The 22,926-nt window shown below is 66.1% G+C and carries 19 protein-coding genes; 10 read left to right on the top strand and 9 right to left on the bottom strand.

Features of this window, described 5'->3' with window-relative positions:
* Positions 1–71: 71 nt before the first annotated feature.
* Positions 72–3,470, top strand: a complete 3,399-nt coding sequence (locus ACWRN3_RS18080; protein WP_476741487.1) for a pyruvate carboxylase — start codon at positions 72–74, stop codon at positions 3,468–3,470.
* A 153-nt stretch (positions 3,471–3,623) separates the two neighbouring features.
* Here the strand turns inward: ACWRN3_RS18080 and ACWRN3_RS18075 are convergent, their stop codons facing one another.
* Positions 3,624–4,661 (bottom strand): AAA family ATPase, encoded by a 1,038-nt coding sequence (locus tag ACWRN3_RS18075; RefSeq protein WP_476741486.1) that lies wholly within the window; start codon positions 4,659–4,661, stop codon positions 3,624–3,626.
* A gap of 93 nt (positions 4,662–4,754) precedes the next feature.
* Positions 4,755–6,563: an AMP-dependent synthetase/ligase gene (locus ACWRN3_RS18070; RefSeq protein WP_476741485.1), complete on the bottom strand. Its 1,809-nt coding sequence runs from the start codon at positions 6,561–6,563 to the stop codon at positions 4,755–4,757.
* Between the two features lie 168 nt (positions 6,564–6,731).
* On the opposite strand from ACWRN3_RS18070, the gene ACWRN3_RS18065 reads away from it, so the two are divergent.
* Positions 6,732–7,820, top strand: coding sequence for an ROK family glucokinase (locus ACWRN3_RS18065; protein ID WP_324644748.1), 1,089 nt, complete (start codon positions 6,732–6,734; stop codon positions 7,818–7,820).
* Between the two features lie 28 nt (positions 7,821–7,848).
* Here the strand turns inward: ACWRN3_RS18065 and ACWRN3_RS18060 are convergent, their stop codons facing one another.
* The 3 genes from ACWRN3_RS18060 to ACWRN3_RS18050 are packed head-to-tail and all read right to left on the bottom strand — an operon-like array spanning position 7,849 to position 9,984.
* Complete coding sequence (locus tag ACWRN3_RS18060) at positions 7,849–8,406, bottom strand: hypothetical protein (protein ID WP_476741484.1); 558 nt, start codon at positions 8,404–8,406, stop codon at positions 7,849–7,851.
* Positions 8,393–9,199, bottom strand: coding sequence for an alpha/beta hydrolase (locus ACWRN3_RS18055; protein ID WP_476741483.1), 807 nt, complete (start codon positions 9,197–9,199; stop codon positions 8,393–8,395). Before ACWRN3_RS18055 ends, ACWRN3_RS18060 begins: the two co-directional genes overlap by 14 nt.
* Entirely contained in the window at positions 9,196–9,984 is a 789-nt protein-coding gene (locus ACWRN3_RS18050; protein WP_476741482.1) for an alpha/beta hydrolase, read from the bottom strand. Before ACWRN3_RS18050 ends, ACWRN3_RS18055 begins: the two co-directional genes overlap by 4 nt.
* A 110-nt stretch (positions 9,985–10,094) precedes the next feature.
* Here ACWRN3_RS18050 and ACWRN3_RS18045 point away from each other — a divergent pair, with 110 nt between their 5' ends.
* Both ACWRN3_RS18045 and ACWRN3_RS18040 read left to right on the top strand, forming a co-directional pair.
* Positions 10,095–10,949, top strand: coding sequence for a lysophospholipid acyltransferase family protein (locus ACWRN3_RS18045; RefSeq protein ID WP_324644751.1), 855 nt, complete (start codon positions 10,095–10,097; stop codon positions 10,947–10,949).
* A 65-nt stretch (positions 10,950–11,014) separates the two neighbouring features.
* The gene (locus ACWRN3_RS18040) at positions 11,015–12,406 is read left to right on the top strand and encodes a class II 3-deoxy-7-phosphoheptulonate synthase (protein ID WP_476741481.1); all 1,392 of its coding nucleotides are present in this window, start codon (positions 11,015–11,017) and stop codon (positions 12,404–12,406) included.
* A 51-nt stretch (positions 12,407–12,457) separates the two neighbouring features.
* Here the strand turns inward: ACWRN3_RS18040 and pknB are convergent, their stop codons facing one another.
* Both pknB and ACWRN3_RS18030 read right to left on the bottom strand, forming a co-directional pair.
* On the bottom strand, positions 12,458–14,566 hold the full coding sequence (gene pknB / locus ACWRN3_RS18035; protein ID WP_476741480.1) for a Stk1 family PASTA domain-containing Ser/Thr kinase: 2,109 nt from the start codon (positions 14,564–14,566) through the stop codon (positions 12,458–12,460).
* A 102-nt stretch (positions 14,567–14,668) separates the two neighbouring features.
* Complete coding sequence (locus ACWRN3_RS18030; protein ID WP_476741479.1) at positions 14,669–16,069, bottom strand: lytic transglycosylase; 1,401 nt, start codon at positions 16,067–16,069, stop codon at positions 14,669–14,671.
* A 249-nt stretch (positions 16,070–16,318) separates the two neighbouring features.
* Between ACWRN3_RS18030 and ACWRN3_RS18025 the strand changes: the two genes are divergently transcribed.
* The gene (locus ACWRN3_RS18025) at positions 16,319–16,672 is read left to right on the top strand and encodes an Rv2175c family DNA-binding protein (RefSeq protein ID WP_324644755.1); all 354 of its coding nucleotides are present in this window, start codon (positions 16,319–16,321) and stop codon (positions 16,670–16,672) included.
* A gap of 9 nt (positions 16,673–16,681) precedes the next feature.
* On the opposite strand, the gene ACWRN3_RS18020 is transcribed toward ACWRN3_RS18025, so the two are convergent.
* Together ACWRN3_RS18020 and ACWRN3_RS18015 are read right to left on the bottom strand one after the other, a co-directional pair.
* Positions 16,682–17,776 carry a polyprenyl synthetase family protein gene (locus tag ACWRN3_RS18020; RefSeq protein ID WP_476741478.1) on the bottom strand — a complete coding sequence of 365 codons (1,095 nt, stop codon included), beginning with the start codon at positions 17,774–17,776 and terminating at the stop codon, positions 16,682–16,684.
* Positions 17,773–18,297, bottom strand: coding sequence for a hypothetical protein (locus tag ACWRN3_RS18015; protein ID WP_255175138.1), 525 nt, complete (start codon positions 18,295–18,297; stop codon positions 17,773–17,775). The genes ACWRN3_RS18020 and ACWRN3_RS18015 overlap by 4 nt, the downstream gene beginning before the upstream one ends.
* A gap of 124 nt (positions 18,298–18,421) precedes the next feature.
* On the opposite strand from ACWRN3_RS18015, the gene dinB reads away from it, so the two are divergent.
* The 5 genes from dinB to ftsL all read left to right on the top strand — a co-directional run bounded on the left by dinB (position 18,422) and on the right by ftsL (position 22,926).
* A complete protein-coding gene (dinB, locus tag ACWRN3_RS18010; protein ID WP_476741509.1) occupies positions 18,422–19,654 on the top strand; it encodes a DNA polymerase IV in 1,233 nt (410 codons plus the stop codon).
* A 252-nt stretch (positions 19,655–19,906) separates the two neighbouring features.
* The gene (locus tag ACWRN3_RS18005; protein ID WP_476741477.1) at positions 19,907–20,278 is read left to right on the top strand and encodes a DUF3040 domain-containing protein; all 372 of its coding nucleotides are present in this window, start codon (positions 19,907–19,909) and stop codon (positions 20,276–20,278) included.
* Between the two features lie 364 nt (positions 20,279–20,642).
* Positions 20,643–21,071, top strand: coding sequence for a division/cell wall cluster transcriptional repressor MraZ (gene mraZ / locus ACWRN3_RS18000; protein ID WP_018763545.1), 429 nt, complete (start codon positions 20,643–20,645; stop codon positions 21,069–21,071).
* 167 nt (positions 21,072–21,238) lie between these two features.
* A complete protein-coding gene (gene rsmH, locus ACWRN3_RS17995; RefSeq protein ID WP_255175139.1) occupies positions 21,239–22,231 on the top strand; it encodes a 16S rRNA (cytosine(1402)-N(4))-methyltransferase RsmH in 993 nt (330 codons plus the stop codon).
* Positions 22,228–22,926 (top strand): cell division protein FtsL, encoded by a 699-nt coding sequence (gene ftsL / locus ACWRN3_RS17990; RefSeq protein ID WP_476741476.1) that lies wholly within the window; start codon positions 22,228–22,230, stop codon positions 22,924–22,926. Before rsmH ends, ftsL begins: the two co-directional genes overlap by 4 nt.

The following is a 22,926-nucleotide window of genomic DNA, read 5'->3' as shown; positions in this document are numbered from 1 at the left end:
TTGTGTTTGTCCTTGCAGGTCCTAGACACTGTGACCACTCATCGATCCACCCGCAATGATGCAGGAGAAGTATGTTTTCCAAAGTTCTGGTGGCCAACCGCGGCGAAATCGCGATCAGGGCCTTCCGCGCCGGCTACGAGCTGGGCGCTAAGACCGTTGCCGTTTTTCCCCAAGAGGACCGTAACTCGATCCACCGCCAGAAAGCGGACGAGGCCTACCTGATTGGCGAGGAAGGACACCCCGTCCGGGCATACCTGGACGTAGCGGAGGTGGTGCGCGTCGCGAAGGAGTCCGGCGCTGACGCCATCTACCCGGGCTACGGTTTCCTCTCCGAGAACCCGGAACTGGCACGTGCAGCGAAGGAAGCCGGCATCACTTTCGTGGGTCCGCCCGCCGAAGTCCTGGAGCTTGCCGGCAACAAGGTGGCGGCCCTGAAGGCCGCCCGCGAGGCCGGTGTGCCGGTCCTGAAGTCCAGCGAGCCGTCCAAAGACCTGGACGAGCTCCTGGCTGCGGCCGATGAGATCGGATTCCCCATTTTCGCCAAGGCCGTGGCCGGTGGCGGCGGGCGCGGCATGCGGCGGGTGGACACCCGCGAGGCCCTCCCGGAAGCCCTGAAGTCGGCCATGCGCGAAGCCGACGCTGCGTTCGGTGATCCCACCATGTTCCTGGAGCAGGCGGTCCTTCGCCCGCGGCACATCGAAGTGCAGATCCTCGCGGACGCCGAGGGCAACGTCATGCACCTCTTCGAGCGTGACTGCTCCATCCAGCGGCGGCACCAGAAAGTCATCGAGATCGCTCCTGCCCCCAACCTGGACGACACCATCCGCCAGGCCCTGTACCGGGATGCCGTGAAGTTCGCGCAGGCACTGAAATACGTCAACGCCGGTACTGTCGAGTTCCTCGTTGACACCGAGGGCGAGCGGGCTGGCCAGCACGTCTTCATCGAAATGAACCCGCGCATCCAGGTGGAGCACACGGTCACCGAGGAAGTCACGGACGTGGACCTGGTCCAGGCCCAGATGCGGATTGCCTCCGGAGAGACGCTGGCCGATCTTGGCCTCTCCCAGGACACCGTCAGGCTTCGCGGCGCCGCCCTCCAGAGCCGCATCACCACCGAAGACCCCGCCAACGGGTTCCGCCCCGACGTCGGAAAGATCACCGGGTACCGTTCGGCAGGCGGCGCCGGTGTCCGCCTGGACGGCGGCACGGTCTACTCCGGTGCCGAAATCAGCCCCCACTTCGACTCCATGCTGGTCAAGCTCACCTGCCGCGGCAGGGATTACCCCGCCGCGGTTGCCCGCGCCCGCCGCGCACTTGCGGAGTTCCGCATCCGCGGCGTCTCCACAAACATCCCCTTCCTCCAGGCTGTGCTGGATGACCCGGACTTCATCGCCGGGGATGTGGCCACGAACTTCATCGACCAGCGCCCGGAGCTGCTCAAGGCCCGCGTCTCGGCCGACCGCGGCACCAAACTCTTGACCTGGCTGGCCGACGTTACCGTCAACAAGCCCAACGGCGACCTGACCGTGCATTCGGACCCGGCCCACAAGCTGCCTGACGTCAAGGACGTGCAGGCAGGACCCGGTTCGCGCCAGAAGCTTCTTGAGCTGGGCCCGGAAGGCTTCGCGAGGGCACTGCGCGAGCAGAATGCCGTTGCCGTCACCGACACCACCTTCCGTGACGCGCACCAGTCCCTGCTGGCCACGCGTGTCCGCACCCGCGACCTCGTCGCGGCCGGCCCCGCCGTTACGGCCCTCATGCCGCAGCTGCTGTCCGTCGAGGCCTGGGGCGGCGCCACCTATGACGTGGCACTGCGCTTCCTGGGCGAGGACCCCTGGGACCGGCTCGCCGCCCTGCGCAAGGCCATGCCCAATGTCTGCATCCAGATGCTGCTGCGCGGCCGCAACACCGTGGGCTACACCCCTTACCCAGAAGAAGTCACGGAAGCTTTCGTCAACGAGGCTGCCGCCACGGGCATTGACATCTTCCGCATCTTCGACGCCCTGAACGACGTCAACCAGATGGCTCCTGCCATCCGCGCAGTCCGGGCCACCGGAACCGCCGTCGCAGAGGTTGCGCTCTGCTACACCGGCGACATGCTGGACCCGGAAGAGACGCTCTACACCCTGGACTACTACCTGGGGCTGGCGCAGAAAATTGTCGACGCCGGAGCCCACATCCTGGCGATCAAGGACATGGCCGGGCTGCTTCGTCCCGCTGCCGCCGCCAAGCTCGTCGCGGCGCTGCGTGAACGCTTCGACCTGCCCGTCCACCTGCACACCCACGACACCGCCGGTGGCCAGCTGGCTACGCTCCTGGCGGCTGTCGACGCCGGCGTGGATGCCGTGGACGTGGCCTCCGCATCCCTGGCCGGCACCACCAGCCAGCCCTCGGCGTCGGCCCTTGTTGCCGCCCTGGCCCACACTCCGCGGGACACGGGCCTCAGCCTGGACGCGGTCAGCTCGCTTGAGCCGTACTGGGAGGCCGTCCGCCGCGTCTACGCGCCGTTCGAGTCAGGCCTGCCCGGCCCCACAGGCCGGGTGTACAAGCACGAGATCCCCGGCGGCCAGCTCTCCAACCTGCGCCAGCAGGCCATGGCCCTGGGCCTGGGGGAGCGGTTTGAGGCGATCGAGGACATGTACACGGCAGCGGACCGGATCCTTGGCCACCTGGTCAAGGTGACGCCGTCCTCCAAGGTGGTGGGCGACCTCGCCCTGCACCTCGTGGGACTCAACGCGGACCCCGCTGACTTTGAGGCCAACCCGCAGAATTACGACATCCCCGATTCCGTCATCGGCTTCCTGTCCGGCGAGCTCGGCGATCCTCCCGGTGGTTGGCCGGAACCCTTCCGCACCAAGGCCCTGCAGGGCAGGAGCGTCAAGGTCCGCAACGTCGAGCTCAGCGCCGAGGACAGCGCAGCGCTCAAGTCCGACTCCAAGACCCGGCAGCACACGCTGAACCGGCTGCTTTTCGACGGGCCCACCAAGGACTACCTGAAGAGCGTGGAGACGTACGGCAACATTTCGGTGCTGGATACCCGTGATTACCTCTACGGCCTCCAGCGCGGCACTGAGCACGAGATCCAGCTGGAACGCGGCGTGAGGTTGATTGCCTCCCTGGAGGCCGTGTCGGAGCCGGACGAGAAGGGCATGCGTACCGTCATGTGCACCCTGAACGGCCAATCCCGTCCCGTGGTGGTGCGCGACCGTTCCGTGGTGAGCAACGTCAAGGCCGCTGAGAAGGCCGATCCCGCCCAGCCCGGCCAGGTGGCCGCCCCCTTCGCCGGGGCCGTCACCGTCACGGTCAAGCCAGGGGAGACAGTCAAGGCCGGAGACACCGTGGCCACCATCGAGGCAATGAAGATGGAAGCGTCCATTACGACGGCGGTAGCCGGCAAGGTGTCCCGCCTCGCCATCTCCGCCGTGGAACAGGTCCAGGGCGGAGACCTGCTGCTGGTCATCGACCAGTAGGTTTCACCGGAGACGGCGAAAGGGTCCTCCCGTTCGTGAACTGCTCCCCGGAAGTTGGACTGAAAAATTCAGTCCCGGCCTTCGGGGAGCAGTTTTTGCGTGGATACGGTAAGTCCGCCATCCCGGGAACAGTGCGAAGCGGCAGTGGTCCGGTCAGGCCAGCCAGCGCCACCAGCGTGGCTGCTCCGGTTCCGGCGCCGGTTCAGGCTCCGGCTCCTCGCCGAGGGCCAGGGCGGCCTCGACGATATCGTCCGCGGTGAGGGTCATGACGGCGTCGCGATCGAGCGCGTCGAGGCTTTGTTCCTCATCGAGCGAGAGCCGCAGCGCCTGGCGGTTGAGTGCCTGCTCGAACAGCGTACGGGCGAACCGCGCGTTGCCGGAGTCCTCGCCCGCGTGGAGCCCGGTGAAGATGCGGCGCAGCATCTGGTCCGCACCCGGCTCCAACATGTACTCGTGCTGGGCCAGCATCTGGTGGAAGATCGTCTGGAGCGCGTCCACCGAGTAATCGGGGAAGGTGATCTCACGGGCGAACCGGGAGCGCAGCCCGGGGTTGGAGAGCAGGAAGGACTCCATCAGCGCCGGATACCCGGCCACAATCACCACCAGGCGGTGGCGGTGGTCCTCCATCCGCTTGAGCAGGACCTCGATTGCCTCCGGGCCGAAGTCCATCCGGCCGTCCTCCGGGGCCAGCGCGTAGGCCTCATCGATGAACAGGACACCATCCAGCGCGCGCCGGATCACCCGGTCCGTCTTGATGGCGGTCTGCCCGACGTACTGGCCCACCAGGCCCGAACGGTCCACCTCGACCAGGTGGCCTTTCTGCAGCAGGCCGACCGCGCGGTACATCTCGGCCAGGAGCCGCGCCACGGTGGTTTTGCCCGTGCCCGGGTTTCCCAGGAACACCAGGTGCTGTGATGTGGCCACCTCAGGCAGGCCGTGCGCCTTGCGGCGTGCCTGGACCTGGAGCAGTGCGACGAGGGCCCGCACCTGTTCCTTCACGGTCTCCAGTCCGACCAGCGCGTCGAGTTCGGCCTGCACCTCGGACAGCGGCCGGGCCGGCCCGGGCCTCGCGCCCATGAGATCGCCCACGAGGTCGTCGACGCGCTCCGAACCGCCGGGCAGCTTGAGCTGATCGGCGAGGTGGCCGATGGTTTCGCGCAGGTCATCGAGCGGTTTCCGGCTGGCAGCCATGCAACCACTGTAGTACCCGATGCCCGGCCAGGGGTGGTCATTCGAACAGGAAAGGGTCCTCCCGCCATGGGAGGACCCTTCCAGTTACCGGCTTCAGGAGCGTGGGGCGGAGTACATTTCCTCGATAACGCTTTCGAAGTCCTTCATGACCTGTGACCTTTTGACCTTCATTGACGGCGTGAGGTGCCCGGAGGCTTCCGTGAAGTCGGCCGGGACAATGCGGAAGGACTTGATGGCCTCGGCCTGGGAGACGGACGAGTTTGCCGCGGTAATGAGGTCCTGCACTGCTGCCTTCACCACTGGATTGGCCGCTGCCTGCTCCAGGGTGGTGTCGGCCGGAAGGCCGTGGCGCTGGAGCCAGCCCGGCAGGGCTTCCTGGTCCAGGGTTACCAGGGCCCCGATGAAGGGCCTGTTGTCGCCCACCACGAGAACCTGCGACACCAGGGCGTCGGCACGGATCTGGTCCTCCAGCAGGGCCGGGATGACGTTCTTGCCGCCGGCAGTGACGATGATTTCCTTCTTGCGGCCGGTGATCCAGACGAAACCGTCGTCATCCAGCTTGCCGATGTCCCCGGTATGGAACCAGCCATCCGTGAACGCTTCCGCCGTGAGGTCGTCCCGCCCGTAGTAGCCGCGCATGACGCAGACTCCCTTGGCCAGGATCTCGCCGTCGTCGGCAATCTTGACGGAGTTCCCCGGGAGGGGCTTGCCCACGGAGCCGATCTTGATCCGGGACGGGGTGTTGACCGTAATGGGGGCCGTGGTCTCGGTGAGCCCGTAACCCTCCAGCACCTGCAGGCCGATGCCCTGGAAGAAGTGGCCCAGCCGCTCGCCCAGGGGGCCGCCGCCGGACACGGCATGGGCAACGTGTCCACCCATGGCAGCCCGGAGCTTGCCGTAGACCAGCTTGTCGAATAACGCGTGCCGCAGCTTCAGGCCCAGTCCCACCCGTCCGTCCTGCCGCGCCTTGGAGAAGGCGATGGCAGTTTCGGCGGCGCGGTGGAAGATGGCGCCCTTGCCGCCGTCCTCGGCCTTGGTCAGCGCGGAGTTGTAGACTTTCTCGAAGACCCTGGGCACCGCCAGGATGAACGTCGGTTCGTAGCTCTGCAGGTCCGCCAGGAGGTTCTTGATGTCCGGGGTGTGGGCCACCGTGGTTCCGGCTGCCATCGCCAGCACCGAGATGTACCGGGCAAACACGTGGGCCAGCGGCAGGAACATGATGGTCTTGGCATGCTCGTGGACAATTTCGCCGATGATGCCCAGGGCATTGTCCGAGAGTTCCACGAAGTTGCCGTGCGTGAGCTCACAGCCCTTGGGGCGTCCCGTGGTTCCGGAGGTGTAGATGATGGTGGCAATGTCCTGTAGTCCCGCTGCGCTGCGGCGGGACTCAAGTTCCTCGTCGCTGACGCCGCGGCCTGCTTCCCGGAGGCTGTCCAGGCCCTGGCCCTCAAGCTGCCACACGTGCTGCACTTCCGTCAGGCCTTCGGCGGTGACGGCCTGGCGGATAACGTTCTCGTGCTGGGCGGACTCGCCGAACGCGGCCACCGCGCCGGAGTCACCCAGGTTCCAGGCCACCTGGGAAGGGGAGGAGGTTTCATAAATGGGGACCGAGACCGCTCCTGCGAACCAGATGGAAAAGTCCACGAGAGACCACTCGTAGCGGGTGCGGGACATGATGCCGACGCGGTCACCGGCGCCGACTCCACTGGCGATGAGCCCCTTGGCCAAAGCCTTGACGTCGGCCAGGAATTCGGTGGCGGACACGTTGCGCCACGCACCCGAGGAGTCCAGGCGGGAAAACAGTGCCGGGTTGCTGGGCTTGGCCGCCTGCCGCAGCACCAGGTCGGTGATGTTGGTTTCGGGCGGGACAACAACCAGCGGCGGAACACTGAATTCGCGCACTTTAGCTCCTTTGATAACTGAAGTCCCGCGCAGGGGATTTGCCTAAAGACTAATACCCCGGACGGAACCGTGCAGTACACAAACCTACTGGCGAGTAACTTAGTCGTCAATGTGTGGCGTGCAGGGCTATGTCAAGACAATTTTTCCGCCCGCCTAGAATGGTGGACTATGTACGGACCGTTGCCCGGCGATCAGGCCGGCCCCCTGAAAAGACCAGCTCCGTGGCGCCGCCGTCCCGCCACCCACCGTGCCGGACAGCTTCATGGCGGCACGGGCGGGCACCTCCGCCTGGGCCGCAAGGGACTGGCCATTGGAATCGACATTGGGGGAACCAAGGTCGCCGCCGGCGTGGTGGACGCCGAAGGGCGGATCCTCAGCGAGGCCCGCCGCTCCACCCCCGGAACGGATCCGCGGGCAGTGGAGCAGGTCATCGTCGAACTGGTGGAGGAACTCGGCCGGGGGCACCGCATCTGGTCAGTGGGCATCGGCGCGGCCGGCTGGATGGACTTGGCCGGTGGGACCGTCCTTTTCAGCCCGCACCTGGCCTGGCGCAATGAGCCGCTGCGTGAAAACCTCCAGCGGCTCCTCCGCCGGCCGGTGCTCCTGACCAACGACGCGGATGCCGCAGCATGGGCTGAGTGGCGCTTCGGCGCCGGCCAGGGGGAAGACAGGCTGGTCTGCATCACGCTGGGCACCGGCATCGGCGGCGCCATGGTGATGGACGGCAGGGTGGAACGCGGCCGCTTTGGCGTGGCAGGGGAGTTTGGCCACCAGATCATCATGCCGGGAGGCCACCGCTGCGAATGCGGCAACCGCGGCTGCTGGGAACAGTACGCTTCGGGCAACGCCCTGGGACGGGAAGCCAGGCTCCTGGCCCGGTCCAACTCACCGATGGCCCAGGACCTGCTGGCAGCCGTGGGGGGACACCCTGAAGCAATCACCGGAGCCATCGTGACCGAACTGGCGCTGGCCGGCGACCCCGCTTCGCGGGAGCTGATCGAGGAGGTCGGCGAATGGCTGGGCCTCGGGCTGGCTAACCTGGCAGCGGCCCTGGACCCGGGGCTGTTCGTCATTGGCGGCGGCCTGTGCTCAGCGGGTGACCTGCTGGTGGAACCGGCCCGCAAGGCCTTCGCGCGGAACCTGACGGGGCGCGGATTCCGCCCGGCCGCAGGGATCGAGTTGGCGGCCCTGGGCCCCAACGCGGGGCTCATTGGAGCGGCCGACCTTTCCCGCGTCAGCAGCCGCGTCCGCAGTTGACGACGACGGCGGGCCGGCTGGCGGGGAGCTAGACCCTGGCGCCGTCGTCGTCGCCGTTCTTTTCCTCGGGCAGCTTCATGATCAGGTACACCGTGGCCAGCACGAACACCGCAACTATGCCCACGATGGCCAGCAGGGGTGCTGACCGCCAGAACATGGCTGACAGCAGCAGTGCGACGGGCCCGCCGACTGCTCCGAGCCAGGCGAGCATGGTCAGGGGGTCGGTGCCGGCCAGGCTGGGCGGTTCCTCCGGCACGAACTCTTCGCCGTCGTCGTCCACGTCATAGTCCCTGGGACCCTCGCCGGACCCGTCCGCGCCATTCCCGGGCCGCGCCTGGCGTTCGGCCGCGGACATTTCGGCGGGCGGACTTCCCGCCAGTCCCAGGGGATCGAAGTCGCGGAACGTGGGTTGCGCGGTGGGTTCCGGCGCAGCAGCCACCGGACCGGTGGGCAAGTGTTCCCCGGGGGCGGGGGAATCGGGGCGAACCGCGACGGTGTCCGATTCCAGCCTTGACACCAGGTCCCGCCAGACGGCGTCGTCCTGGTTGGCGCCCTGGTCCGGCTGGTCGGAGTTAGGCCTGTTCACTGCGGACCTCCTGTCCCGGCCGCGCCGGGCCGGCCTGCGCATCCTGCAGGACGCGCCGGATGAAATCTACAGACCCCTCGAAGATGCGGTCGGCGTCGTTGTCAAGGGTTGCGACGTGGTAGCTGTTCTCCAGCCGCACCACTTCCAGCGGAGCGTTTGTCAGTCCGCGCCGGAGGGCGTTCATGCTGGCATCCGACACCACGTGGTCCACGGTGGAGCGGTAGACCTGCACGGGTGCGGTGACCCGTGGCAGGAGCCGGACGGTGTCCCTGAACATCTTGTTCAGTTCGTGGGCAGCGGCCACGGGCGTGCGCGCATAAGCACCCTCATCCATCCCTGCCTTCAGGATGTCATTGCCGATGGACGGGGTGCTTTTGAGCACCAGCTTCAGGATTCCCGCCAAGGGCGCGCGGGGATCGTCAATCACCAGGCCGGGGTTAACCAGGATCACCCCCGCGACGGGCCGGGTGGCCGCAATGCGCAGGGCCAGGGCCCCGCCCATGCTCAGGCCGGCTGCGAAAACTTGGTCGCACTCGGCGTCCAGCTCCAGGAAGGCGTCATCCAGGGCACCGTGCCACTGCTGCCAGCGGGTGCGGGCCAGATCCTGCCACGTGGTCCCGTGGCCGGGCAGCAGCGGCATGCGGACGGCGAAACCGGCTGCGGCGAACGCCGTGGCCCAGGCGCGCAGGCCATGGGGGCTTCCCGTGAAGCCGTGGGACAGGACCACCCCCGTGCGGGATCCTTCGGCGCTGAAGGGGCTGGTAAACGGGCTGTGGTCCGGACCGGAGGTCATGGCGTCTCCAAGGGACTGGTACGGCGGGCGTGGGCGGCGACGAATTCTCCGGACCTGGCGAAGATCGCGGGCGCGTCAACGTCCAGAGTAGCCACATGGCCGCTGCCGGCAAGGTCCACCACGTCGGTGAGGTTCGCGCCCAACCCCTTCCGCAGCAGGGCCAGCGACGTGGGCGGGACCACGGCGTCGGTACGCGACTTGAAGACCTGGACCGGGGCGTCGACACCGGGCAGCGCCCGCACGGTTGCACCGAACAGTTTCTTGAGCTCATGCACTGCCGCCAGCGGCGTCAGGGAGTAATCGCCATCGTTCGTCGCCGGCGCCCCGGTCTGCTCCTCCTGGATGGGGACCGTGGTCCGCTGGAAGTATTTGAGGAGGCCGATGATCCGTACCCGGCGGTCATAGAAGCTGAGGCCCGGGTTAACCACGCTCACCCCTGCCACCTGGTGGCGCGAGGCTGCGAGGAGGGCAATTGCACCTCCCATCGACAGGCCCGCCGTAAAACAGGAATCCGTCCGGGCCGCCAGATCGAGGAGGGTCTTTTCGTAGCTGCGGTACCAGTCCTGCCAGCCGGTCAGCGCGAGCTGGCGCCAGTCTGTTCCGTGCCCCGGCAGAAGCGGGACGGAGACGGCGTATCCCAGGTCCGCGAGGTGCTGCGCCCACGGCAGGACGCTCAGGGGACTGCCCGTGAAACCGTGGCAAATGGCCACCCCGGTGCGGGCGTTGGCGCCGTGGCCCGGATAACTGAAAGCGGCCGGACGGGACGGGGGGCTGCTTTCAGTCATGACTCCATCGTGTCACTGTTCCAGCCAAATCTCACTAGAGTAGGGTTGCATTGAATCGCTGGCCAGGCCCGACGCAGGGCCTGGGGCTGCCTTCCGGAGAGGTTCACCACGTGTTCTATTGGGTCATGAAAAGGATCTTCCTCGGTCCGGTGATCAAGCTGCTCTTCAGGCCATGGGTCAAGGGCCTGGACAACATTCCGGCGCAGGGGGCCGCCATCATCGCCTCTAACCATCTGTCGTTCTCCGACTCCATTTTCATGCCGCTCATGGTGCGGCGGCCCGTGGTCTTCCTCGCCAAGTCGGAGTACTTCACGGGAACCGGCATCAAGGGCAGGCTCACGGCCGCGTTCTTCCGCCTCACCAACCAACTGCCCATGGACCGCTCCGGGGGCGCTGCCTCTGCCGCGTCCCTGAACGCAGGGATGGAAGTACTCAACGCCGGCGGACTGCTGGGCATCTACCCGGAGGGCACACGAAGTCCCGACGGACGGTTGTACCGCGGCAAGGTAGGCGTGGCACGGCTGGCGCTCCAGGCCGGGGTCCCCGTGATCCCCGTTGCCATGATCGGCACCGACAAGGTCCAGCCCATTGGCAAGCGGCTGCCCAACATCCGCAGGATCGGCATGATCTTCGGCGAACCGCTGGACTTCAGCGAGTACCGGGACCAGGCAGACGACAGGATTGTCCAGCGCAAGGTCACCGACGACATCATGGCCCGGCTGATGCGCCTCTCCGGACAGGAATACGTGGACGAGTACGCGGCCGTGGTGAAGCTTCGGCTTGCCGGGAAGCCGGACGAACCGCAGGCCGCCGCGGAACCCCTTGCCGCCCCGGCACCCTCCGGAGACGGATTCGTCCCGGACTCCGGGTCCGGCCCGGCGCCGGCCCACCCCGGTGTGGAGGACGACGCCGGCACAAAGGCCACGGGACAGCAGAACCTTCCGGGGGTCCCACGGCAGTTGTGACGGGGGCAGCGGGCAGCGTGACGGTCCGGTGCCCGGCGCTGCCGCCCTGCCGCTAGTCTTAGAGGGTGACTGAGCTATCTGCAAAACCAGCCTTTTCTCTGTCCAGCACCGCCCAGAGCGGAGCGGCCAACTATTCCGGACTGGACCACTGGCGGGACCTTCCCATCTCCCAGCAGCCCAGCTGGCAGGACCGGGATGTCTTCGAGGCCTCAGTGAAGGAACTGTCGGTCCTGCCGCCGCTGGTGTTTGCAGGCGAAGTGGACGTCCTTCGCGAGCGGCTGGCTGCCGCTGCCCAGGGCAAGGCGTTCCTGCTGCAGGGTGGCGACTGCGCCGAGACCTTCGAGGCTGCCACGGCGGACAAGATCAGTGCCCGTGTCAAAACCATCCTCCAGATGGCCGTGGTGCTCACCTACGGGGCCGCGATGCCGGTCATCAAGATGGGCCGCATGGCGGGCCAGTTCGCCAAGCCGCGCTCCTCCAATGACGAAACACGCGACGGTGTGACCCTGCCCGCCTACCGCGGCGACATCGTCAACGGGTACGACTTCACCCCCGAGTCGCGCGGCCACGACGCCGCGCGCATGCTGCGGGCCTACCACACGTCGGCATCCACCCTTAACCTCATCCGCGCCTTCACGCAGGGCGGTTTCGCGGACCTGCGCTCCGTGCACCAGTGGAACAAGGGGTTCACCGAGAACCCGGCCCACGCCCGTTACGAATCACTGGCCCGCGACATTGACCGTGCCATCAAGTTCATGGACTCCTGCGGCGCCGACTTCGAAGCCCTTAAGCGGGTGGAGTTCTTCGCAAGCCATGAGGCGCTGCTGCTGGATTACGAACGTGCGCTGACCCGTATCGACTCCCGCACCGGCTTCCCGTACGACACCTCGGCCCACTTCCTGTGGATCGGCGAGCGTACCCGGGAACTGGACCATGCCCACGTCGACTTCCTCTCGCGGGTACGCAACCCCATTGGCGTGAAGCTGGGCCCGTCCACTACCGGTGACGATGCCCTGCGCCTGATTGACAAGCTTGACCCGGACCGCGAGCCCGGCCGCCTCACCTTCATCACGCGCATGGGCGCCGGCAACATCCGCGAAAAGCTGCCGGCCGTCGTCGAGAAGGTCACCGCCTCCGGGGCGCAGGTCCTGTGGGTCACCGACCCCATGCACGGCAACACCGTCACCTCGCCCAACGGGTACAAGACGCGGAACTTCGACGACGTCATCGACGAAGTGCGCGGGTTCTTCGAGGTGCACCACGGACTGGGGACGGTACCGGGCGGCCTGCACGTGGAGATGACGGGCGACGACGTCGCCGAATGCCTGGGCGGCGCCGACCCGATCGACCAGGATGCGTTCCTGGACCGCTACGAGTCTGTCTGCGATCCCCGCCTGAACCACATGCAGTCACTCGAAATGGCCTTCCTGGTGGCCGGCGCGCTCGCCAAGCACTAGGAACGAAGCCACACGGTTCCGGGTGGGCAGGCTCATGCCTGCCCACCTGGACTACACCACCGTGATGGTGACGACGGAGCCTTCCGGGACCTCCCGGTCTACAGGCGACTGGTCCCGCACGGTGCCGAAGAAGCCGCCCAGGATGTTGTTCACCCGGACCTGGAAGCCCAGGGCCTCGAGCGCCTTGCGCGCCTCCGATGCCTGCTTGCCGATGAAGCTGGGGACAGACACCATCTTCGGGCCCTTGGAAATGGTCAGGGTCACCGTGCCGCCCCTGGTCAGCGTCCCGTTGGCCGGGGACTGGCTGGCGACCGCGCCCTCTGGAACGTTCCGGTCGAACACCTCGTCGGGGGCTATCTCGGCAGTGAGGCCTGCTGCCTCAACCGCAGCGACGGCGTCGTCCTCGGGCTTTCCCACGACCGACGGAACGGCAATGGGCTGCGGTCCCTTGGACACCGTCAGTCCTACGGGAGTACCGTGCCGGGCAGGGGTACCGGCAGCGGGATCCTGGGATAGGACGGTACCGGCAGCTGCTTCCTCATCGAATTTCTCGGTGACCGTCCCCAGCGCCATCTCCGCCGCGTTCAGGTCGCTCTTTGCTGCGTCCAGACTCCTGCCGGTGAGTGGTGGCAACGGGAAAAGCTGCGGCCCCTTTGACACCAGCAATGAGACGGGCTGGAACTTCCGGATTTCTGTCCCCGCGGCGGGCTCGCTGCCCACTACGAGTCCGGTGGGCACGTCGTCGTCGAAGACGTCGCTCGTAGTGGAGCGGAAGCCCACCCCGTTGAGCAGTTGCTGGGCCTGTGCCACTGTCTTGTTGGCCACTGCAGGCACGGCAGCGGCGGCACCGGGACCCATGCCGAAGAACCAGCCCGCGCCCGTCGCCAGCAGGGCCGCGAGGATGAGGACCACCATCCAGATGAAGCCGCGTCGGCGCGGATTTCCCTCCCGCAGGGTACGCACCGGAGTGGCGGCGGCCAGCGCGCGGAGCTTCTCGCTTTCCCGGTCCGCTTTCCGCTGCGCCCGCTTGCCCAGCCGCGGCGGCGGGGGAGACCAACCGCTGTCCGCATCGTCGTCGTCGGGCAGCGTAAGTCCGGGCCGCTGATGGTAGGCCATGTGCTCCGTTGGGGCTCCGCCTGCCGGATTGTCCTGCGGCACCGGGTAGTGGGCTTTCGGGTATTGCCCCGGCGGGTAGGCCGGTGCCGTTGGCCGGGAAGGAGGCATCAGCGTAGTCGGATTGCTGGCGCGGCCCAGGACCTCGGTCTGGTGCTGGGCCGCAGCGGCCGCTGCTGCCGGCAGCTGCAGGTCCAGCTCCGCATCGGTGAGGTTGGTCCGGATGTGGCGCAGCTCCTGGAGCAGCGCGTTGCCGTCCACCGGCCGGTTCTCGGGATCGTTGGCTGTGCACCACTGCACCAGTTCATCCACTTCGCCGGCCAGCCGGGGGACCAGGTCCGAGGGCGGCCCGACCACCCCGTTGACGTGCTGGTAGGCCACCTGGATGGGTACTTCGCCCTCGAACGGCTGCCGCCCGGTCAGCATTTCATACAGCATGATGCCCACCGAGTAGACGTCGCTGCGCGCATCCGCCGGCTTGCCGAGGACCAGCTCCGGCGAGATGTAGGCCACGGTCCCGATCAGGGCGCCGGTGCTGGTTGAGCTGGTCACGGCACGGGCGAGGCCAAAGTCGCCGATCTTGATCCGGCCGTCGTCGGCGATCAGGACGTTTTCCGGCTTCACGTCGCGGTGGATGAAACCGGCTGCGTGTGCCGCCCCCAGCCCCTCCACCACTGGATCAATCAGTGCCAGCGCCAGCCGGGGTGGCAGGGCACCACGGTCCCGGAGGACGTCCCTGAGCGTGTGGCCCTTGATGTATTCCATGACGAGGTAGGCGGTGTTGCCGTCGTTGCCCTGGTCCAAAACACCCACCACGTGCGGATGGGACAGGCGGGCGGCGGCCTTGGCCTCACGGCCCAGCCTGCCCAGGAAGTTTTCATCGGCTGCGAGGTGGGGATGCAGCACCTTGAGGGCCACCTCACGGTCCAGTCTTTGGTCCACGGCCAGGTAGACGGTGGACATCCCGCCACGGGCGATCCTGGAAGTGACGGCATAGCGGTTGTCCACCAGCGTCCCTACAACTGGGTCTGACACGTGTTCCTGCACCTTACGATCCTAATCCCGCAGCAAAACGCGTCTGAAATGAAAACGGGTCCGAACCGGTAACGGTTCGGACCCGCAAACAAGAAATTGGCCAGCGGCCGGAGCTCAGCTGAAGTTCTTCTGGTGCGCCTTGATGGCCGCCAGGTACGCCTTGGTGTCGTCGTACATACCGTACTTGCTCACCGAGTACTGGCCCTGGTAGTAACCGGCGATGGCGGTGTCCTGGTCCTTGCTGGTGGCCAGCAGCTGCCGGATGATGGCCACCCCGGCCGTGGCGTTGTCGTACGGGTCCAGCAGGTTCAGCTTCCGTCCAATCAGGTCCGAGGCCCACTGCCCGGAGCTCGGAATGACCTGCATGGTGCCGATCGCGTTGGCGGGCGACACGGCTCGCTGGTTGAAGCCGGATTCCTGGAAGGCGAAAGCCAAAGCCAGGGAGGGGTCCACCCCCATGCGGCGTGCCGTGTCCGCAACGATGTTCTTCATTTCGTCCCGCGAGGGAACGGGCGAGGCATTCAGCAGGGCCTTGTTTTCATTGGCGGAGCTGACAACAGCGGCCGGGTAGCTGAACCCCAGGAAGGAACTGGGCACCAGGGGAGCGGCTGCAGGCTGGGGTGCTGCTGCGGGCTGTGCTGCCTGGCCGGAGGCGCCGGGAATCACCAGCTTGCTGCCCGGGTAGATGACCGTGGTCATACCCAGCTTGTTCGCGGCGAGCAGGTCCGACAGCTTGACGCCGTGGCGGGACGCGATGGCGGAGAGCGTGTCGCCGGCCTTGATGGTGTACGAGCCCGTTGCCGGTGCCGCGGTGTTTGCCAGGGGTGCAGGTGCAGGTGCAGGTGCGGCGGGAGCAGGGGCTGCGGGGGCGGGTGCGGAATCGCCGCCGCCCACTTTGACCTTCTGTCCCGGGTAGATGATGGAGCGCATGGAGAGGTTGTTCCAGGCGAAGACGTCCGAGAGGGACACGTTGTGCCTGGCAGCGATGGCACCAAGGGTGTCGCCGGGCTTTACCGTGTAGGTCGCGCCGCCCGCGGGCGCCGGGGCTGCGGGCGCCGGAGCTGCGGGAGCAGCGGCGGGTGCAGGAGCCGCAGGCTCCGCGGAACCGGACAGCTTGAGCTTCTGGCCCGGGTAGATGATCGTGTTGGCCTGCAGGTTGTTCAGCTTCAGGATGTCCGCGGTGTTCAGGCCGAACCGGCCGGCGATCCCGCTGACGGTATCACCACGGACGATCGTGTACTCCGCGGGTGCTGCCGGCTGTGCGGGCTGGAAGGCTGCGGGAATGGTGGTGGAGACGACCGCAGCGGGGATTACGGTGCCTGCCGCTTTCGCTGCAGCCTGGGCCTTCATTGCTGCTGCAAGGCTGCTGGGAATGTTCCGGACGGGCTGCTGGGCGGCCGCCGGCTGGGCGAGGGCCAAAGATGACAATACGACCGCTGGCAGCGCCGCAGTGGTGGCGGCAATCATCGGCAGACTCGGCTTGGGGGGCTGCTTGGGCGAGCGGGACATCGTCATCGGAAAGAATCCTCTTCTCAACTGCGGGTGCGGACGCGGGCGGGGATGCCGCTGTCAATCTTGATACTACTGTGACTCAAGTTATTAGTGTTACAACTGTGATGTGAGTGAATCTCTCATGAATTTGCGGATAGCACAAGAATTTCGGGAATTCGGGTAATGGCTTCTTTTTGGGAGTGTCCGCAGGCCAGGGGTGGAATGAAATGCGCCGACTAGGCGCCGGGGTGGGCGGCGTGGCAACCTTGGTCCGTGAGTAATGTAGAAAACCTGGTGGGCCAGTGGTTGCCGCTGCCCGACGTCGCCCGTTTGCTGGATGTTTCAATCACCAAGGTGCACAGCCTTATTGACGAGCGTTCCCTGGCGGCTTTGCGCGTGGGGGACCGGAAAATCCGCTCGGTACCCGCGGAGTTCATTCAGGACGGCCAGGTAGTGGACAGCCTTAAGGGAACCATCGTGGTGCTGGCGGACGCCGGCTATTCAGACGAGGACCTTATTGTGTGGCTGTTTACCGAAGACGAGTCACTGCGTGGCCGCCCCATCGACGCCCTGCGTGAGGGCCGCAAGACGGAAATCAGGCGCAGGGCCCAGACCCTGGCCTGGTAACAGCCCGCTTCAGGAGGCTCGGCTGACCGTCGCTTCGGCCAGCCTCCGGAGGGCGGTTTTGGGTAACTCTTCCAGTTCAAGCCCGTCAAGGGCATCGAAGGCTGCCGAGCCGAATTCATTGATGAGGACTTCGGTGGCCTGGAGCGCTCCTGAGTCCTCGATGATCCGCCGGATCTCCAGGATGTCAGCGTCTGAAAGATCCGGGCTGCCCAGGCTGGCATCGATGAATGCCGACTCTTCCGGCGACGCCTGGTCCAGGGCGAGTGCCACCAAAACTGTCCGCTTTCCTTCGCGCAGGTCGTCGCCGGCCGGCTTCCCGGTGGTCAGCGGATCACCAAAGACGCCCAGGACGTCATCGCGGAGCTGGAACGCTTCGCCCAGCGGAAGGGCAAATGCCGAGTAACCCCGGAGCAATTCATTGGTGGCTCCGGCCAAGGCCCCGCCCAGGGCCAGGGGGTGTTCGGTGGAGTACTTGGCACTCTTGAACCGGATGATCGACTGAGCCCTGCCGACGGCGCCGGCCCGGTCCCGGACGGGGCCCGCTACTTCTTCCAGGATGTCAAGGTACTGGCCAGCCATGACCTCTGCCCGCATGAGGTTGAAGATGAGCCTGGCCCGGCTGCCCGACGCAGCCCGTTCGCCGATGTCAGTGAACGCCTCTTCGCTGAAGGAGAGGCAAAGGTCGCCCGTAAGGATGGCAGCGGCCTGGCCAAACCGTTCGCTGTCCAGTGCCCAGCCCTGCGCGGTGTGGAGCTGGCTGAAGCGGCGGTGCACGCTGGGACCGCCCCGCCGCGTATCCGAACGGTCGATGATGTCATCGTGGATCAGGGCGGCCGCCTGGAACAGTTCAAGTGCGGCACCGGCCGTGACGACCTGGCTGGCCCCTGCCTCGCCGCCTGCGCCCCGCCAGCCCCAGTAGCACATCAGCGCACGGAGGCGCTTGCCGCCGGTGACCAAATTGGAGATCGACCCCATGATGGGTTCGATGTCAGGGGAGATGCCGGACATGACGGACTGGCGCGCCGTCAGGAAGCCTGTGAGCTCACCGGCCACCCCTGCTACAAAGTCGGCCTGTTCATTCCTCAACTGCTCCGCGGCGGTCACTTTACCGACTCAGCAGCCACGTTGGCACCGATGGTGAAAGTGGAGACGCCGGCAGCCTCAACGACGGAGAGATTAACAGTCTCGTTGTCACCGCGGACGAAATCTTTAGAGGCCACCCCGCCTACGTTGTCGCCGGGAACGGCCTTGAAACCCTGGCCCTCCAGGGCCTTGCTGTAGAAGTCGATGACCGAGGCGGTGGGGGCTTTGACGGTTCCCACGAGTGCCGCTGTGGAAGGCGAAGACGCCTTGTCGAAGCTGCTTGACACCACCGTGGCACCGGTCATCAGCGGGAGGAGCTGCTGCGGAAAGCCTTCCACTACGGCGCCAACGGTTGCCGAGGTATTGGGCGACGCCGAGGGGCTCGGCGAGGCTGTCAGGGAGGACTGAGTGGCGGCAACGGAAGCGGACTGGGATGGCTCGGCTTGTCCGGACGGTGTCTGGCTGCAGGCAGCCAGGACCAGCGCTCCAGCGGCGGCAAGCGCGGCCAGGCCAGCCGGCTTGAAGTATCCAATAGCCGTCACGAAGACTTTCCTCCTGGTGTTGTGGGCGGAACCAGCCTCCAGTTTAGCCAGCCTGCGGTGCTCTCCCGACAAACCAGGACAGCCCGCACAAACCGATAGGATGGCAGCCGTGGGGCCCGCAGGTATGAACCAGGCATCCGCCGCGCGCCTTCCGGGCCGGCGGCGCACGTGCATCATGCACGTAGACATGGACGCTTTCTTTGTCTCCGTGGAGCTGCGCACGCGCCCCGAACTTCGCGGCAAGCCCGTCATCGTCGGCTTCCCGGGGGAGCGTTCCGTGGTTCTCTCGGGGTCCTACGAGGCCCGGGCGTTTGGCGTCAAATCCGCAATGCCCATGGCCGTGGCCATGCGGATGTGTCCGCAGGCAGTAGTGATCGAACCCCGGCACAAGCTCTACTACGAGGTGTCCGGGCAGCTGATGGCCATCTTTGAATCCATCACGGGACTCGTGGAGCCGCTCAGTGTGGATGAAGCCTTCCTGGACGTTACAGGAGCCCTGCGGCGGCTGGGGCCGCCCAGGGGAATTGGCGAGCTGATCCGGCGCCGGGTCGCAGCGGAACTTGGCATCACCGCATCGGTAGGGATTGCCGAGACCAAGTTCGTTGCCAAGATCGCGTCCACCCGGTGCAAGCCCGACGGCCTGCTGCTCATCGGACCGGACCAGACCGTGCCTTATCTGCACAGTTTGCCCGTGGGTGCGCTCTGGGGTGTGGGCGCCAAGACCAAAGAGGTCCTGGCAAAGATGGGAATCAGCACCGTGGCGGACGTCGCCGCAACCCCGGTGTCGTCGCTGAAGAAGGTCCTGGGCGCGACGGGGGAGCACGTTCACCAGCTCGCCTGGGGCATCGATCCCCGTCCGGTCACGCCGGTGCGGCTGGAAAAGAGCATCGGAGCGGAAGAGACCTTTGCCACGGATACCGACGACGACGCCCTCCTCCGGCGGGAACTGCTGCGGCTTTCGCACCGGACCGCGGGCCGTCTGCGGAGTTCCGGGATGGTGGCCCGGACCGTGGCACTGAAGCTGCGGTTCGCCGACTTTTCCACGATTACCCGCAGCAGAACCGTCCAGACACCGGTGGACAGCGCCCAATTGATCTATGCGGTGGCACTCCAGCTCCTGGAGTCGGTCGGCACCAGGGCCATGGCCGTCCGGCTGGTGGGGGTCAGGGCCGAGCAGCTTGAGGAAGCGGCCCGGACCTCGCTCCAGCTGAGCATTGACCGCAGGGATGACAACTGGCGCGCGGCCGAGCAGGCACTGGACGAGGTAGCGCGCAAATTCGGCAACAAATCGGTCCTTCCTGCCCGCCTGATGGAGCCGGAAAACCGGCCGGGGGACAGCGCGCAACGGCCCGCCTGACGGGGTCCGCCGAAGTCATTGCCGTCTTTCAGATCAGCCCTCAACAATCTATCCTTAGAGGTACATAGTTTCGAGTGAATGGACTTACTGCCGGACCCTCTTGGACATGCTTCCGCTCCCGCGACTGCATGCTGGGTTCCCGTTTTGGCAATGGCTGGCCAAGCGGGAACTTTCCAGCAGCAGCACGCGTTCATCCGAGTAGAAGTTATGGCTGGGATCAGCCCGGACGTTGGCCTACAAAAGGAGGTCGTGATGCCGCTGTCGGAGCACGAACAGAAGCTGCTTGAGCAGCTTGAAAAGCAGCTTCACGAGGACGACCCGAAATTTGCGAACTCTATGGGTTCGGACCCGGGGCGTTCATGGTCAACCAGGCATGTGGTCATTGGGGTTCTCGGCGCGCTGGCCGGCGTCTTCCTGCTTCTGGTCGGGGTCACCCTCCAGAACATCTTTGTGGGAGTGCTGGGCTTCGTGGTCATGGGCGGCGGCGTTTACTTCGCCACCATGCGCAGCTCCCGTGGCAAAGCCGGGTCCAGGGCCGGCGGGGGAAAGCCCGGCAAGCAAAGGAGTTCGTTTATGAGCAGCCTTGAAGAGCGGTGGGACGAGCGCCGCAGGGGTGAACCCTAGGCACCCCGGAAGCCCGGCCGCCATCCGGCTCCAGGCTCCTCCATTTTGCTCCCCCCGCAACAGGGGGCCGCAGGAAAAGACCCGCTCCGGCGGGTCTTTTCCTATTTAATCGGCTATTTCCCGCAAATTCCGGGGCTCCCTCCGGTCGACGGAATTCAGGCGACGGGCGCGGGTGCGAAATTTCCTCCACTTCCCACCACGGCATCCAATCCGCGGCATTTCAAGGGACTTTTCCCATATTTGGGCCCCGCGCCGGGCCGTTTTGCGTTGACTGTGGTGGAAAGTGGAGTAATGTGGAGGACATAAGAGGGTGGTTGCAACATAGGGGATGTGCAGTTCCTGACGGCGGACAGGCGGTGGGCCAGTGTTTCTGGGCACTCACTCGCCGCGTCTGGACGAAAAGGGACGGATCATTCTCCCCGCTAAGTTCCGCGAGGAGCTTGCGAGCGGCCTGGTGCTCACAAGGGGCCAGGAGCGTTGCATCTACGTCTTCAGCGAGAAGGAATTTGCGCGGGTCCACGAGCAGATGCGGGAGGCTCCAATCTCCTCCAAGCAGGCACGTGACTACATCCGCGTCTTTCTCTCTGGAGCCTCTGACGAGGTACCTGACAAGCAGGGGCGCGTGACCATTCCACCGGCGCTCCGGGAGTATGCAGGACTCGGAAGGGAACTTGCCGTCATCGGCGCCGGAACCCGCGCCGAGATCTGGGACGCCCAGGCTTGGAATGAATACCTCGCGGAGAAGGAAACGGCCTTTTCCGAAACTGACGATCCCATTCCGGGCATTCTCTGAATTCCGGAACGGGGTGGCAGGGGTTTCTTGGATGAGATCTCCAGCCGGCCCATCGGCTGCCAACCTGGCTCACCTTCCCCGGAGCCAGGCGGGCGGAACGGTAGGCGCGGATGGGGATCTGATCCCAGAAGCATCAAGGGGACAACGACGGCGGGAAAGGACCAGGCATGACCGATCAACCCAAGCCCACGTCCGAACGCCATGTGCCGGTCCTTCGCGACCGGTGCATCAATTTGTTGGCACCGGGATTCGAAGCGGCAAGGCTGCGTGGCGAGACCCCCGTTGCCGTCGACACCACCCTGGGCATGGGCGGACACTCCGAGGCCATGCTGCAGAGGTTTCCCGACCTCCACCTCATCGGCATCGACCGGGACGAGGAAGCGCTGGCCCTCGCAGGGGAACGGCTTGCTCCGTTCGCCGCCCGGACTGACCTGGTACACGCCGTGTACGACGAGATCCAGGACGTCCTGGCAGACCTCGGTGTGGCCGAAGCCCACGGAATCCTCATGGACCTGGGCGTCTCGTCGCTGCAGCTGGACGAGCGTGAACGCGGATTCGCCTACTCTTTCGACGCGCCGCTGGACATGCGCATGGATACCAGCCGGGGCCAAACCGCCGCGGACGTAGTCAATACGTACAGCGAAGAGGACCTTGTCCGGATCATCCGCAAGTGGGGAGAGGAAAAGTTCGCCGGGCGGATCGCCAACAGGATCGTCACAGCGCGGGCGGCCAAGCCCTTCACCACCACAGGCGAACTGGTGGAGCAGATCCGTTCCGTGGTTCCGGCGTCCGCTGCGAAGTCCGGTGGACATCCCGCCAAACGGACCTTCCAGGCTTTGCGGATCGAGGTCAACGAAGAGCTCGACGTCCTGGAACGGGCAGTTCCCGCCGCCGTCGATTCACTGGCCCTCGGCGGCCGCATCGTGGTCATGTCCTACCACTCACTGGAGGACAAGATCGTCAAAGGTGTTTTCCAGTCCCGCTCCAAGTCTTCGGCTCCCCTTGGTTTCCCGGTGGAGCTGGAAGAACACAAGCCCGAACTCAAGACCCTGACCAAAGGCACTGAGGTGCCCACCGCCGTCGAAATCGCTGAAAACCCGCGCGCCGCCTCCGCCAGGCTCCGCGCGGCAGAACGAATCAGAGCCAGGAGAGCTGCATGAGCACCGCCGCCGTCAAGAACTTTCCCGTTGTTTCCGGCAGCTCGGCGCCCGATACCAGGCCTGCAGGTAAACCTGGCGGGGGACAAAAAGCGCGCACACCGCTCTCCGTGGTCCGCTCCGCCCCGCGGAAGCGGCGTGCCCCTTTCGTTGTGCTGTGCTTTGCGATGCTCGCAGTGGCGCTGGTTGCGGTGCTGGTCCTGAACATCTCGGTGTCCACCGCGCAGTACCAGCTGGTGGAGCTGCGTGCCAAGCAGAGCTCGCTGACCAAGGCAAACCAGGACCTCACCCAGCAGGTGCAGAGCTACGAGGCCCCGCAGAACCTCGCGGCCAAGGCCACCGAGCTGGGCATGGTGGCATCGACCGTAAAGGGCCAGATCGACCTGTCAACTCTGTCAGTAACAGGAAAGGCCACCCCCGCCGTCAAGGGCGCGGCAACAGGAGCAGTCATCCCGTCGCCTGCCGTGGCAGGGCAGCTGATCGTGCCGCCGGCGAAGGGCGCGGATGCCAAGGGGGCAACCGGTGACAAGGCCGCCGCGCCGGCCGCCGGCAACGCGGCTCCCTCCGCCGATGCCGCCCAGGCAGCCGCAGCCCAGGCGGCTGCAGCAGCGCAGGCCGCAGCAGCTGCGGCGAAGCCGGCCCCCGAACTTCACGGCGGCTCCGTCCCGGCGCCGCAGCAGAAGGTCCCCGGACAGTAG

The organism is Pseudarthrobacter sp. rb (assembly GCF_056389225.1).
This window is presented reverse-complemented; position numbering and strand designations above follow the sequence as displayed.